The sequence below is a fragment of the Enterocloster bolteae genome, assembly GCF_002234575.2.
Classification (GTDB): domain Bacteria; phylum Bacillota; class Clostridia; order Lachnospirales; family Lachnospiraceae; genus Enterocloster; species Enterocloster bolteae.
The window spans coordinates 2,037,317-2,052,806 of sequence record NZ_CP022464.2 but is presented as its reverse complement, the minus strand read 5'-3'; the positions used below and the strand labels follow the sequence as shown (position 1 = coordinate 2,052,806).

The window sequence follows — 15,490 nt, the reverse complement described above, 5'->3', positions numbered from 1 at the left end:
CTACAAAACTGCAGACAATACGTCTGCAAGCACATCCATATCAATGGGCTTACCGACATGTGCATTCATACCGGATTCCAGCGCTGCATGCACATCGTCCGAAAATGTGTTGGCGGACATTGCTATAATCCGAATACTCCCTGCCTGCGGATGCGTGGATTTACGGATGCGCCTGGCAGCCTCATATCCATTCATGACCGGCATCTGGATATCCATGAGAATCGCATCAAAATAACCGGGGTCCTTCTCTTCAAACGCCTTTACCCCCTCCGCTCCGTCGGGAGCGCATTCCACAGCCGCTCCGGATACCTCCAGCAGCTGAGAGGCAATCTCACAGTTTAACTCATTGTCTTCCACCAGAAGAAAACGCCTGCCTGTGAAAATATTTCGGGAGTCCCGTGGGCCAGTCCGGCCGCAAAGCTCGTCATCCGCTTCCTTGGAAAGCGGAAGCTCTACCTCCACGGTAAATACAGAACCTTCCCCCAAACGGCTTTCCACATAAATCTGGCCCCCCATCGCCGCTATGATATTTTTAGAGATAACAAGACCCAGTCCGGTTCCCTCCGCCTGATTTTGATGCCGGCTTCTCTCCCTTTCAAAGGGCAGAAAGAGTTTTGGCAGAAATTCAGGGCTGATGCCTATGCCTGTATCAGCTACTGCAATCCGGTAAACGGCATGGCCTGAATGCTTCTGCGGCAGTTCTTTAACCGTTAACGTAATGGTTCCATTTTCAGGTGTAAACTTACCGGCATTGGAAAGCAGGTTTAACAAGACCTGGTTAAACCTCAGGGAATCACCCAGCAGATATTCATGGCGGATATCCTTTGTTTCTGTCACAAAGACCTGGTTTTTTGCCTGGTACTGCGGGTTTACAATCGCAATATTCCTTTGAATCAGCTCCGTAAGGGAAAATGATTCCGAAGTGAGGACCAGCTTGCCGCTTTCGATTTTTGACATATCCAGTACATCGTTAATCAACTCTAACAAATGTTTCGAAGAAATTCCTATCTTATACAGACAGTCCTTTACCTTTTCGCGGTCCTCAATGTGAATCTCCGCCAGCTTTGTCATTCCAACGATTGCATTCATAGGTGTCCGTATATCATGGGACATGTTGGACAGGAACACGCTTTTCGATGCATTGGCATGTTCGGCTGCGGCAACCGCGGCATTTAAATTTTCCCGTATCTGTCTGTCGTGGGTTACATCTGTAACGGCAAATATGTACTTTAGTTCCCCCAGCAGTTTTACAGGCAGGGCAGCAATTTGAATCCACATTTGTCTGGACAGCAGATCGTTATACACCGGAATTGTTTTTACTGTTTTCTCATCAATCCGCTCTTTTAAGACACTGCATAGCGTCTCATAAAAGCTGCCGGAACACCGGCCACAGTCTTCTCCAAGATTCTGCGGTTTGATGCCCAGTATCTTCTCTGCATTTTCAAATGCATACTCTACATGGCCGGTATGCCCGTCCACTATAAAAATAGCGGTATCAATGTTTTGCGCAATCGCCTCATTGATATTTTGAACGTACCGTTCGTAGTCCCTTCTTTTTTTATTGCGCAGCAGAAAAAACGCAGCAATAACAGCAACTGAAAATACGATTGCCGCGGTTATGATAAAAGCCATTTTCATGGTGTGCATGATAATTGCCGTACCGTCTTTTTCCACCATGCTCAGGGGAATAACCGATACATAATACCAGTTATGCTTCTGCATAAGAGGCATAAAGGTAAGAAACTGTTTCTCTCCCTCAAAGTCAAATACCGCCGTACCGCTGGCCTGGGACCGCAGGGCCGCTGAAAATTTCCGGATGGATTCCTCATCATTTTCCCCATCCTTTAAGACATCCTGAATCGTACTATATATCTGGAGATAGCTGAAACGGACCGGGGCCAGCACAATCGAACCGTTATCATCCAATACATAGCTGTAACCGGCATCATTGTATGTAGAACCGTGGTAAGCATTCTGCAGTAATTCCACAGGATATGCTTCATAGAGACCGCCCACCACTTTGCCGTCTCTATAAATCGGTATTTGAAACATTATCTGACGTCTTCCTAATTCTCCCAGAAATACATCCGTAATTCCCTCGTTCCCCTGCAGCGCTTCGGTGAATAGTTCCTTCTTATCCGCGAAGTTCTTATTCATCCCCCCTGTGTCCTGATAGGTTCCATTCGTATCAATAATCCACATGCGGGCCGCCCCGTGCTTTTCTTTATAATCTTCCAGTAATTCCGGGTAGGCAAACAAATCATCAAAGGCCCCAAGATTTGCGGCAAAGGACTGAAGGGACAGCAGCTCTGAATGTATCTTTTCATCCAGAAACTGTGCTTTGCTGACGGTCAGCTCCGTAATACTCTTGGTCGTCGTATTCCGCACCAGTTTTCGAACAGACTGTACGCTCATCAGGCTTACAGCCGTCATGGCTCCAATCGCCAGTAAGAGACAGAGGCAGCTAATATAAATTAAATACTTATACGTTTTTCTTCCTTCTTTTATTTTCAAGGGTGTTTCTCCTGTTTATCATATGCGGAAATCTGTTCCAGCTGGATTTTATTGTATTCCTCTGTGGCCTCCACAGCTGTCCTTCCATTAAACATTTCAAGACATAATTCCCGCACAACATCCCAACTGCCAAACTTCAAGTGCATATCCTCTGCCGGAATCCTGATTCCTGATACATATGTATCATATGCAGGCCGCATCTTCTCATTGCTCAGCGTAAAATCCGAGCTTTTATAAACGGGCAGAATAATCGTTCCATTTTCCATACTCTCTTTATAATACTCGCTGGACAGATATGACACAAACTCCATGGCCTCGTCCAGATTATCACTGTCCGGATTAACGCAGAGGCGGGAAACTACAGTAATCAGCAATGCCGTTCCTCCCGGAACGGGAATTCCCTGTACATGATAATCGGGCGGGGGATTTGCCTCTTCCACCAAAGGGATATATTCCAGGGGCCCAAAATAAAATGCGGTCATACCGGAAGTGAAATCAGAAATATCCTTCTCTCCCGCGCGCAGTGCATCCGCGGCATCCCCATCCACCCCATCCCCATACCAACCGTTCTCCACAGAGGTTTGAAATGCCTCAAATCCCTCCACCATATAATCCCCAATCTGCTCTTCCCCGGAATTCAGCAATTCAAGGTGTTTTTGGATATCCGGGCCGTCATAGAGTTTATATAATCCGTTGGCGATAGTGGGTACAGCCGTAGCATGCCAGCGGCTAAGGCTGATCGGCGTCCCTCCAAGCGCCTTTATCTCAGTACAGCAAACTTTAAATTCTTCCAGATTGTCCGGCGCTTCCAGTCCATACCGCTCTAACACATCCATATTGACAAATAATGCATATGCCGTCATATTCATTGGAATGCAATATACCGTATCCCCGATGACCGCCTCCTCCCTGGCGCTGTCGTTTAACTTCTGAAACGCTTCCAGAGAAGACAAATCCTGGAAATACCCATTATGCGCAAGGGTCTTTACACTGTCCTCATTGACAATAAAAATATCATCGCCCTTTCCGGTTCTTAACCGTTCCTCAAGATACTCATTATAGCCGTCCGCAGTCGCGATGCCCTCAAATACAACATGAACATCATGGCTTTTATTGTATTTGTCAATTAACCTTCTGTATGATACGGCTCCGCTGGATTTTCCTTCCACAGGAGCAAAAAAGGTCAGCGTCTTTCCCTGAGGCAGATCCCTCTGCGCCTTCGGCTCCACAATATTCACCTCATTCCCGGAACCAGGGAAACGGTGACAGCCGCTCAAGCTCCCAATGCAGAGAACCAGTGCGGAAAAGAAGAGATTATAACTGCGTTTTATCATGTACCAGTTCTCCTTATACCAGCAGCTTATCCAAAGTTTTCATGAGAGCGGACATATCAATGGGCTTTGCCACATGCGCATCCATACCTGCCTTCATAGCCTCCTGTATATCCTCCGCAAAAGCATTGGCTGTCATCGCAATGATAGGCATATGGCGGCCTGTTTTTTGTTCCAGATTTCGAATGGCACGTGCTGCCTCATAACCATTCATCTCCGGCATCTGAATATCCATCAGTACAGCGTCATAGGTGCCGTAAGCCGCGCTCTGGAATTCGTTCAGCACCTGGACGCCGTTTGTTTTCACAACAGTTCTTACACCCTGTAACAATAACAGCTCGCTAAGGACTTCCGCATTAATCTCATTATCTTCTGCCACCAGCAGGCAGCGGCCTGTAAGCCTGTCTGCCCCGGACGGTGTTGAAACTCCCGTTTTATCCCCAGATTCCCCCCTATTGTCTTCCGGGGCAATTCTGTACTCCATCTCCACTCTGAAGGTAGTTCCTGCCCGTTCCCGGCTCTCCACAAGAAGTTCGCCGCCCATAAGCTCTATCAGTCCCTTTGTTATGCTGAGTCCAAGACCGCTTCCCTCGACATGTTCCGTATTCCGGTTCCGCGTAAAGGGCTCGAATAGATGGGACAAAAACGACTCGGGCATACCAATTCCTGTATCACGAATCGTGAAGCAGTACCGGACATATCCCGGTCCCTTGATCGTGGGGAGTTCCTCGGTCAGGAATGTTACCGTCCCGCCATCAGGCGTAAATTTAACCGCATTCCCCAGTATGTTAATTAATATCTGGTTGATACGAAGGGCATCCCCGTAAAAGTATGGATGTATAATATTGGAAGTCCTCACATCAAATTGCAGCCCTGCTTCCTGTGCCTGCTGTCCTATGATAGAATACAGCTGTTCCAGCAAGTCTGAAAGAAATACCTTGTCATTGTTTAACGTAATCTTGGACTGCTCGATTTTACTCATATCCAGAATATCATTGATCAGGCTCAACAGGTGTCGGGAAGAGAGAGTGATTTTGCGAAGGCAATTTTCCACCTTCTCCCGCTCGTCCAGATGCGCCCTGGCCAGTGTCGTCATACCCATAATTGCATTCATCGGCGTCCTGATATCATGGCTCATGGAGGAGAGGAAGTCGCTTTTGGCCCGGTTGGCCTCCTCTGCCAGCGCCAGCGCCTGCTCCAATGTTTCCTTGCTCCGGCGCTCCGCAGTCATCGTCTCTGTCACATCCTGACGCACAATACAGATCATCTTATGGTCCCCGTCCCCCCAGAGTATATTAATCTGCTTATACCGGATCTGATTCTCCTCCAGATAGGGAAGGACAAAATCATATCCTCCTGGTCTTTCCTCCAGGCGGGCAAGCATGTTCTGTAATCCAAAGCATCGTTCAACCTCCTCTTCCCCTCCTTTCGGAGCGTATTTTTTCTTAATATCCGCAAGCCAGCTGTCAATGCTGGCCCGCCTGGGTTCCAGGACCTGAAGCACCGCCTGATGCGTATACAGGGTAATGTGCCGGCTTCCCAGGTGAATGATTCCCAGCATCTCAAATGTATAGGCCACCACATTCAGCAACCCCTGCTGTTCCCTTACAGAATCCGTAATATCAGCTCTGGCCAGGCAGACCCGGCCCAGCCGCAGGTCCGTGGCGGAAACAGTCAGCTTCTTCGTCTGGATTTCTCCCGCCTCACCCAATATAGAATAGGATAGAGAATAGGGATCCTCCTGCTTAAGCCGCTCCAGTATATATTCCGGCTCCAGCATTTTCATTATTCGCGGCCTGTCCTTGGGAACCAGCTGTCTTTCCATCATGTATGCCAGGCGTTCTGAGTGGCGCCCTGATTTTGCACAGAGGTCGTCTTTTGTAAATCTTCCGCTCAAAATCGTACAGAAGTCATGAAACAGGTCCACATCCGCGATTAAATCATATCCTGAAGTAGAGAGCTTCTTCAAATTCCGTTCCGCAATGGTCTGCTCTGTTATATCATAAACGGTCAGGATTCCAGTGATATCTCCCGTGTCAGGTTCTTCCACCAGGTTTACCTTAAATTTCACGTAACGGCCTCTCACATCCTTTGGCAGCCTGATAAAACAGTCCAGCTCCAGTTCCCGTTTGCCAGCCTGAAAAGCAGCCCGGGTAGGCTCGTTGAGAAAACGATTCATATAATCCCGCCGCTCTTTTTCATCCAGAATTAAAGTAGATATGCCTGTGAAAAATGCATCCCTCTCCGTTCCAAAGCATTCCAGAAGGCCAGAGTCCGTATAATCGCTGATTTCCGTAATCTGGCTTCTGGTAATATTACAGTGCCCCACAATCAAGGCATTTGGTCCTGGTGTCCGGTAATGCTGCAGAATCAATTCTCTGTATTGACGGCGAATCTGCTCCTGCTCCTTAAACTCCACAGTCAAGTCGCGGTAGCTGGCATAGAGAATCACCTCGCCCTCCCCGCGCCGGAGCATGGAAGTCATATTCTTAATCCAGATATATTCCCCATCTCCCCTTTTTATCCGGTATGTAAATTCCCGTTGTTCCTCGCCGCTGGCCATAAAGTCGGATAATTCCGCATTCAGCTGTTCTACATCGTCCGGATGTACGGCTGCCATGCCGTCCTCACCGTATGATTTCCACACCTGGTCCATTGACATACCGCTCAGCATGGCATAACCGTCTGAAAAATACTCCGGCGTCTTACGCCCATCTTTTTCAATCCGAACTACTGCCACACCTCCCGGCAGCTTTCTGACCAGTGTCTGAAAGTATTGCTCTATGTGTTCTTTCTCTTTTTGGGCTTTCACTTCCTCGGTGACATCCCGCACATATTTCAGATAAGCCGGAATACCATTCCAAAGAGTTTCCCGGAAACGGGTACTGTAAAAACGGCCGTTTTCATGGTAATCCATGCCGTGGGCAGCACCATCCGGCTTATGACTCTTCAGCGTGCAGAATTCACATGGCTGATTTTTTCCATACAGGGCAGCATAGCATTTCTGCCCTATACAATCCGCCCCCTGACAGAGAAACCCGGCGGATTCACTGGTGTAGATCAATTCATAGGATTCCTTGTCAATGACATAAACACGCTCCGCAGTGTCATTGGCAATACTGCGGAACAGAATGGCGTCTTCAGACATTCCGGTGAAAACAGCATAAAACCGCATCGTGTCTGCTTTCGGTCCAATCCTGCGGCCGCTTATGTGAATCCACACCAGATGCCCGTCCTTATGCCGGATCCGGCAGGAAATATCCATGACCCGTCCGCTTTCGACCGCACTGCGCGCTGCCGATAGCACCCTTCCCCGATCTGCCTCATATATTATGTCAATGGTGTTCCCTTTTACCAGCTCATTATACCCGCTTCTGGTATGCCCGGAAAGGGCAAGCAGGCCATCGGAAACAAAGTCCGGCACCGCCTTTTTTCCTTGAATCTCATAGCTGACTATTCCGCCCGGAATGGAATTAACCAAGTGCTCCATTTTCATCCTGGTGTCTTTCAGCTCTGTTTCCAGATGGACACAGTCATTTGGGTAAATACACAAACCACATGGAACACTGCACAGTGTCCGGTCCGGGCCTTCCGAACGGTTCCGGTACCGCTCCGTCTTCGTCTGAGCCCCGGTCACATCCACAATATACTCAATATGGGCCCGTGTTTCCTCCCAGTCAATCATCTTGCTGCTCACCTGGTAAATCCTCCGGGTAACCGGATCCATATAATTGCACACAGTAAACTCTGAAGAATTCGGTTCCTCATACTGGCAGAAGGGGCATGGACGACAGCGCCCGGCCGCTTCATAGCAGGTTATACCCGGACGGTAATCCTCCTTCAAAAAGAGTTTGCGGGCACGCTCATTGGCATAGAGCAGAACACGGCTTTCTGCCGAACAAACGATGATAGATGCCGGAGCGTTGTTCAATACGGATTCCACTAGTTCTGATGAACTTCCATGAAATGGATTTTGAGACATACACTTATCCTCCTCTCCGGTTCAGTCACCGCTTATTTCCCTGCCTAACCCGGCCCCACAGTTTTAATGATAGATGTAAGCATGGTCCTGATTCACATTTTCCGAACCGTCAATCTTAAACCGGCCCACAAGTTCTTTCAACATTTGCGCCTGCCCGCTGAGTTCTTCGCTTGCTGCTGCTGATTCTTCGGAAGTCGCGGAGTTATTCTGCACCACATAGGAAATCTGATCGATTTCCTGTGTGACCTGTACAATAGACCCCGCCTGATGTTGAGCCGCCTCATCAATTTTATCTACCGTATTCAGAACTTCATTTGTGCTTTCCACGACATTATGCAGGGATTCTGCTGTAATATTAGCGATTTTTCTCCCCTTTTCCACAGCCTGAACCGTACCGTCAATGAGATCCGATGTACGTTTGGCCGCATCCGTTGATTTCCCGGCCAGCCTGCGGACCTCACCTGCAACCACGGCAAAGCCTTTTCCGGATTCCCCGGCGTGCGCAGCTTCCACAGCGGCATTGAGCGCCAGTATATTGGTCTGAAATGCAATCTCTTCAATCGTATTATTAATGGCCCTGATCTGTTCCGTCTTGGCGCCGATTTCCCCCATTGCCAGGAGCATTTCTTCCATCTGCCGGTTACTGACCGCCACCTGTTCCCCGGCTTTGGCAGTCAGGCGGCGCGCGGCTTCCATATTGGCAGCTGTCTCTCGCACCTGGAATGATATCTCGTTTATGGCAGCCGCAAGTTCCTCAATAGAACCGGCCTGATCCGCAGCTCCCTCTGAAAAGGTCTGGGCGCTGTCAGACACCTGGGCAGACCCGCTGAATACCTGATCGGCAGACAGGTTAATTTCATTAAGTGTATTTGACAGACTTTCTCTGATATTTATGAGCGCATTTTTTATAGAAACATAATCGCCCGTATATTCCGCCCGCGGGGCAACCATAAAGTCGCCATTACTCATAGCTCCCAGCTGTTGGCCAATATCCTTGATAACCGCTTTCATACTGCCGCTCATCTCCCGGAACATCTCAGCCAACGTCCCCACCTCATCTTTTGAATAATAGTCAATCTCAATATTCAAAGCTCCCGCTGCAAGTTTTTTTGCTGCATCTGTGAGCTGCGAAATCGGCCGGCTGACAGCTCTGGACAGCACGGTGGTAACTCCCATACACAGGACCACCATAACCACCAGCAGAACGATCAGCATCACCGTGGCATTTTCTAACGCTATTCCTGCATCCTCATTAAACTCCAAAGCTTTATCTAATGCAAAATCCACAATTTCCTGAGAAGTTTCTATTCCTGATTTCATAGCCGTTCTGAAATCAATATCTGCGCTGTTCTTGGCTTCCTCTATTTTTCCACCGGCAACAAGCCGGTTAATTTCCTTCCCCGCCGCCTCAATTTCGTCCAGGCTTTGGTACATATCCAGAATCAACTGCTGGTCACCAAGAAATCGTTTCTCCACAAGGGCAAGATTTGCTTTGGCCCTGCCGCTGGAGGCTAATACGGAATCAAAATAAGAAGGGTCCTCATACAGCACCATGCCACGTATTTCCCGTCCCATATTTTGTATTTCTTTCTGCAGCATAATACTCTGGGTGGATACAGTAAAAGGGCTTTGATAAAGCCTGTTAACAAGTCCTCCAATGTCATGCAGGCTTACAATTGCAATAATCATCATAGCCGCGGATATGGCCACCATAATTCCCAGCCCCAGGATTAATTTTTTCGACAGCTCCAGACTCTTTAACATTTACTTCATCCTCCCCTGAACCATGCCGTGGCTCTTTCATTCTCACCGATTACCCAGGTATATTCTTTGTTCATATGCCAATTAATTGAATCAAGTATAACAAAGATTGACAAATATATCAATCTTTTAAGACAATTCGTTTTGCCGGAAATTATGTGTGCTGAGTCCGCATGTGACCAGCATATCCCGGGGCGGCGCTTCTGCATCCCGGCCTTGGATTTCAGGCTGCATATAACACCCTGCGTTTTCTCTGTTCCTGTTTACTTCGGACGCCCCTGTTCCAGGGCGGCATTACAGGTCTCATCAATTGCTTTCGCAACCTCTTCCGGGCTTTTTGTCCCTTTGAGCAGATCCTGGATATTGAGATAGAAAACATCCCGGACCCCCTGCCAGTTCAGGTTGTCCAGGCGGACAACAGCATAGCCTCTGCCGTCCAGGCTGGGGAAATTGACCGGGAACACCTCCATGCCTCGGTCGCGGTAATCCCACAAATTGGTCAGGTTAGACATGCAAATTCCCATTTTCATCATACAGGCTTCCGCCCATCGCCTGAAGCAGTGTCATAATATGGCTGTCTCCCTGACTATTCAGGGCATACATCATAAAAACATAGGTTGTCTCATCGGTAATAGACTCCTTCAAGCCTGCAAACACCGTATTAAAGTCCTCGGTAGACCAGTGGGCGATGGTGTCCTGTTCCGGAATGAATTCATCCAGGCCCACTTCCTCTATCATCAATGATATCGTCCAGAGGAACAAGCCCCCCTGTTCTGCCCTCCGCCCTCTGGTGTAAACTTAATCGCATTTCCCAGAATATTCATCAAAATTTGTTTGATGCGGATTGGATCGCCTGCAATCCACTTTTGTTTGATTCCTTGTGTATTCACGGTAAAATCAATTTGCTTATGGCGTGCCTGGGTCTCCAGAAGCGTTTCGACTTCAGATAAAAGCCCGTTCAAATCTATATTACGGCATATAGGCTCCAATTGCCCGCTTTCAATTTTGGACATATCCAGGACGTCATTGATGATATCCTTTAAAAAAGTGGTCGAAGCAACTGTTTTTTGCAGGATGACATTACGGACCCTTTTCTGATAAATCCAATAACCCACAGAAAGAAAACAGAGAACAGAAATAATTAATATACTCAGCGGGAGAATCTTCACTTTTTTCTGATTCACAGGTTTATGCTCCTATCCTTAGTAATTTCAAAACATAATAAGCTATCTATTTTTTATTGGCTCTTTCCCCCTATTTGATTATATTCCCGGGCATTTTCTTGTATTTCATATGGTTTCTCCTTCGCTGAATTCATTTTCTCTTCTGTGTAAACTCCCGGAATACTCATAAGAGAAGGTGTGGCCCGCTTGAATCACACCTCCCTGACGGCAGAGTTTACGTCCGGTGATATCCTCCTTCTGCAATACTGAAATATCTGGGATTATACATCTTAAAGGTTACATTTCGGTTTCTTTTTTATCTTTATTAAAAATCATATGAATAGCAAAAAGGACCAGCTGCATCAGCCGGTCTTTTCTTTGTTTATATCCAATGCTTATATCAGATATATTCCCATGCTCTTCAATTATAGTTTATAGTTGCAGCCACCCCCCACTCCATTGTTTCCGTGCAGGTTGCCATCCAAATGAATCAGCAGTGATTCCCCGGAACTTCTGGACAAAATTATTCTTTTATATCAAACGTGTAGTAAATGCTGACACTGCCCGGTTTGACGCATCCCTCCGCCTTTATTTTTTCAGTCAGGACCTCGGTCAGAAGCCGGCCCGTTCTTTTCGGTTCCGATACCTGTTCCGGTTCCAACACGCCTTCCAGATAGGCCACTGAATAGCTTTTATCCGGTTCTATCGCGCTTCCGTCCACCATGGCCGCTTCCGCAATCCGCGCTCCTATTCTGGCATTCCGCTCATAACGTACCTTCATGCCTGCCACGGCATATGGATGAAAATGCTCTGTCTCTTCCGCCTCACGCTCTTTTTCTGAATAAGCGCCGTAATCAAGAATTTCCAGCAGTTTCTCACCTTTGACCTGTGCAGTCCAGCAGTAAACCGGTACCGTATCATTCCTTTGTGCAATCCGCTTCACATCCTGCTCTCCAATTGTTCCTGCATAAAGCTTCGACAGGACACCCTGCACTGGATCAAAGCCTCCTGCTTCCGACACACCCATAAGAGCCACATCCGTTCCAAGCACTTCCCGCATGGTATCAGCCTTCAGCTGCGCAGTTTCCAGAATGTCAAAATTCTCTGCAGCTATTCCAATAGAAACTTCCTCTTTTACTTTTCCTTCCATAGCTTCCCTGCAATGCTGCATGATTTCTTTCTTAGAAATATCACCTCTGATATAAGAGGTCAACTCCGGCTGAAGGACAGGAATCAGACTGCCCAGGACAGGGCGCATCACATAGTTTCCCTGCATGACTGCCCTCCTGATTCCGTCAAACACCTTGTCGGCAGGGATAACCGCGCCTTTCACAGTGGATACCATTCCGATATTGTCCTCAATCAATAAATTCTGTCCTTCATCTGTCGAGATAAACTCCAGAATATCCATGACCGCTTCCCGCTTAGCCATATTCTCAGGCTGCTCCAGATATTTTCCAGCGCCAAAATAATATCCAAGGCTCAGGAGCCAGCCCTGGTTGTCCGCCACCCCATACTGGGGATAAAAGGCAAACTCATCCGTTCCCTCTTCATTTAATGCTTTGATTGTATTGATTTCAGCAGTTGTCATAGCCAGCTGCCGGTTCCGGAGCAGTTCAAGCCTTTCTTCAGAACTCAGCGATAAATCCTCCACGCGGATAATTCCCTCATCCATCATCCGGCTGTATACATCCAGAGTGTCTTCCAGGGGTTCCTGTGAAGACGCCCTGCCTGCCAGAAAGTCCTCATACCATGTCTGCCCCTCCACCGTAGTCATATAGTCCATTGCGAGTCTTACACAGAACACATACATGGGCATATTGGCATGACCCAACGGGAACTCACATCCCCGGATCCCGGAATCATCGATCTGTCTGCACAGCGCCAGATATTCTTCAAAACTTTCCGGCACCTCCCATCCATGCTCCTCAAACAGTGTTTTGTTATAAATATATGCATTAAAACTCAGGGGCCCCGGAACAAAATAAATCTCCCCCCTCTCATTCTGCGGCAGCGCATTTTTTGTATAGTTAGCAGGAAAAGACATGGTCGACAAATCCATCAGGCTCTCCGTGGTGTCCAGAAGAGCGATACGTCCGGCCTTGGCCATCATAATATCGCAGGTATCCCCGCTCTTAATTCTGGCTGTGAATTCACACTCAGCGTAATCTCCTGTATACAGATACTGCACCAGGTCAATATTCGGAAATTTATTCTCCACTGCCTCCTCAAAGTGAGGCAGCGGCTGGATACCGTACAGGGTAACGGTCACTCTGTCATTTTCTGTCCCCGGAGCAGCAAAACCGTCAATTTCTTCATTGTGCTTTTTCCCGCACGATGATAATGTCAGTACAGTCAGAACCAGCGCAGATATACAAAGATAATTTCCAAGCTTCATCTTCAAGGTCCCTCTTCCTTTATTTTATATTAAGACGCGGGTTATCTCCTGCATCAGCGAAACAGCATCAATCGGCTTGGAAAGATGTCTGTCCATTCCGGCCTGTCTGGCCATGGCAATGTCCTCTGCGAATGCATCTGCCGTCATGGCAAAAATCGGGATACTTCCCGCATCCCGGCGATTCATGCCGCGAATCAGCCGTGTCGCTTCATATCCATTCATAACCGGCATCTGAATGTCCATCAGAATCAGGTCATAATATCCATCTTCCATACTGGCATACCGGTCTGCACCTTCCCTTCCATTATACGCCGCATCAACCGCAGCCCCCGTTTGTTCCATCAGTTCTTTTACAATCTCCTGATTAATCAGATTGTCTTCCACCAGAAGAATCCGTTTTCCTGCCAGAATGGGCGTTTCTGCACACTCCGGTCTCCGGACAGCTTCCGTATGAAGCACATACTGCCTGACAATCTGCTCCAGTGTGGACTTAAAGATTGGTTTGCGCACAAAACCGTCCACTCCGGCTTCCGAGGCTTTCGTTTCCATATCAGCCCAGTCATAGGCGGCCAGAAGGATAGTCAGCTGCCTTTCCCCAGCAAGCTCTTTGAGTCTGCCCACAGCCTCACAGGCATCATAAACCGCAAGCCCCCTATCCAGAATGACAAACTGGTAATCCTCCCCTTTCTCACGGGCCGTCCTCATCAGTTCTACTGCTTCCAAACCACTGCCGGCTGTACTGGGTACCAGTCCCAGTACATTCATAAATTCACATACACATTTACATATCTCCGGGTCTGCTTCTACCAGAAGGCACTTTACCGAAGATATCGCTATTCCTTCCGATTCAGAATCCATTTCAGGCTCCGCCCGACAGAAATCCAGCTCCACAGTAAAGATACTTCCCATCCCCGGTTCGCTCTCCACACGGATACTTCCGCCCATGTTAGCGACAATCATCCCTGTAATCGCCATCCCCAGGCCGCTCCCCTCAATATGATCCACCCGTGAATCACGCTCACGTACAAACGCTGTAAAAATATTGTTCTGGAATTCCCGACTCATCCCCATGCCGGTGTCCGATACGGTAAAGGTAAAATGCGCCTGCCCAGGATGTGGTGATAAGCTTTCCTCAACCGTAACCCGGATGCTTCCGCCCTCAGGAGTGAATTTTATCGCATTGGAAATCAGATTCATCAGAACCTGGTTCATCCGGACAGAATCAAGCATCAGATGTTCATGGCGGACTTCCCGGATACAAATCTGGAAATCCTGGTTTTTCTCTTTCACCAGCGGAGTTATCACCACGACAATATTTTCAATCAGCTCCGCTAAGGATGTTCTTTCGGCATGGATTTCCATTTTTCCGCTTTCTATTTTTGCCATGTCTAAAATGTCATTGACAAGTCCAACCAGCAGTTTTCCGGATCTGCGGATCTGACCCAGACAGTTCATGGTTTTATTCGGATCATCCAGATGATTTACCGCTATTTCCGTCATGCCGATGATGGCATTCATTGGCGTACGAATGTCGTGGGACATACTTGTAAAGAAATTTGTTTTTGCTTCATTTGCGCTTTCAGCCGCCTTTCTCGCCTTCTCCTCCGCCCGAAGTATCTGCTTCGCCGCATCAGAATAGAAGATAACAAATCCTATAATAATCAGGGCGCATACACCAGCCATCAAAAAGAATGCATGATAAGAGTACTGTTCCATCTTTCCGCTCACCGCTTCAACAGGAATCATACTCACAAGAATCCAGTTTTCACCTGTAATCGGAGTATGATTGATATAATAATCCTTCCCCTCAAACTCCACGGTCATCAGATTATCCTCTCTGCTGCCGGTCTCAAGTCCCCTGCGGAATTCCTCTGGGGAACCGTTTTTAAAGGTCAGTTTTTCCAGGCTGTTCAGCAGATTATATCCCTTTACCCCTTCACTATTGACAGCAGAAAACACCTCCGTCCCATCTTCGTGTATCACATACAGATTACTCTGCCCCTGAAATGCCTCAATCTGCAGGACACGGAACAGCTTATCTGTGTCATAGCTTACACCGATCGCTTTCATCTCCTTGCCATTGATTTTAAGCTCCTCGATTGGCATAAAAAAAATCAACCGGTTTTCATCTTCATAAATCACATTATCAACAATCTCTCCGATTAACAGATGAGTCAGACCGGCCACCGGCGCTTCCACATCTCCTCTGAATGGAAACATCCTGGAAGGATGGTAACCAGCCAGTTTCTTCTGGACCTGCTCTGCCTGTTCCTCCGAGGCCGGCAGCTTCATCCAGATTCCACCATCCCAGTTTTCACGCTTTACAAATAATTTCATTTAA

General features: G+C 47.8%; 9 protein-coding genes. All 9 read right to left on the bottom strand.

Translation table 11 applies throughout. The features are described 5' to 3' along the window. On the bottom strand, nt 1-2,514 hold the full coding sequence (locus tag CGC65_RS09665) for a hybrid sensor histidine kinase/response regulator (protein ID WP_002565997.1): 2,514 nt from the start codon (nt 2,512-2,514) through the stop codon (nt 1-3). Next, nucleotides 2,511-3,848 (bottom strand): ABC transporter substrate-binding protein, encoded by a 1,338-nt coding sequence (locus CGC65_RS09660; RefSeq protein WP_002565998.1) that lies wholly within the window; start codon nt 3,846-3,848, stop codon nt 2,511-2,513. The genes CGC65_RS09665 and CGC65_RS09660 overlap by 4 nt, the downstream gene beginning before the upstream one ends. Before the next feature lie 13 nt (nt 3,849-3,861). Continuing rightward, nucleotides 3,862-7,827 carry an ATP-binding protein gene (locus tag CGC65_RS09655; protein ID WP_002565999.1) on the bottom strand — a complete coding sequence of 1,322 codons (3,966 nt, stop codon included), beginning with the start codon at nt 7,825-7,827 and terminating at the stop codon, nt 3,862-3,864. Between the two features lie 63 nt (nt 7,828-7,890). Further along, nucleotides 7,891-9,591: a methyl-accepting chemotaxis protein gene (locus CGC65_RS09650; protein WP_007036468.1), complete on the bottom strand. Its 1,701-nt coding sequence runs from the start codon at nt 9,589-9,591 to the stop codon at nt 7,891-7,893. Between the two features lie 260 nt (nt 9,592-9,851). Further along, entirely contained in the window at nt 9,852-10,121 is a 270-nt protein-coding gene (locus tag CGC65_RS09645) for a hypothetical protein (RefSeq protein ID WP_002566001.1), read from the bottom strand. Then, nucleotides 10,093-10,326, bottom strand: a complete 234-nt coding sequence (locus tag CGC65_RS09640; RefSeq protein ID WP_002566002.1) for a hypothetical protein — start codon at nt 10,324-10,326, stop codon at nt 10,093-10,095. The genes CGC65_RS09645 and CGC65_RS09640 overlap by 29 nt, the downstream gene beginning before the upstream one ends. After that, nucleotides 10,326-10,772, bottom strand: coding sequence for a sensor histidine kinase (locus tag CGC65_RS09635; protein WP_002566003.1), 447 nt, complete (start codon nt 10,770-10,772; stop codon nt 10,326-10,328). Before CGC65_RS09635 ends, CGC65_RS09640 begins: the two co-directional genes overlap by 1 nt. Nucleotides 10,773-11,274: 502 nt before the next feature. Further along, the gene (locus CGC65_RS09630; protein WP_002566004.1) at nt 11,275-13,149 is read right to left on the bottom strand and encodes an ABC transporter substrate-binding protein; all 1,875 of its coding nucleotides are present in this window, start codon (nt 13,147-13,149) and stop codon (nt 11,275-11,277) included. Between the two features lie 24 nt (nt 13,150-13,173). Then, nucleotides 13,174-15,486: a hybrid sensor histidine kinase/response regulator gene (locus CGC65_RS09625; RefSeq protein WP_007036472.1), complete on the bottom strand. Its 2,313-nt coding sequence runs from the start codon at nt 15,484-15,486 to the stop codon at nt 13,174-13,176. Nucleotides 15,487-15,490 lie beyond the last annotated feature (4 nt).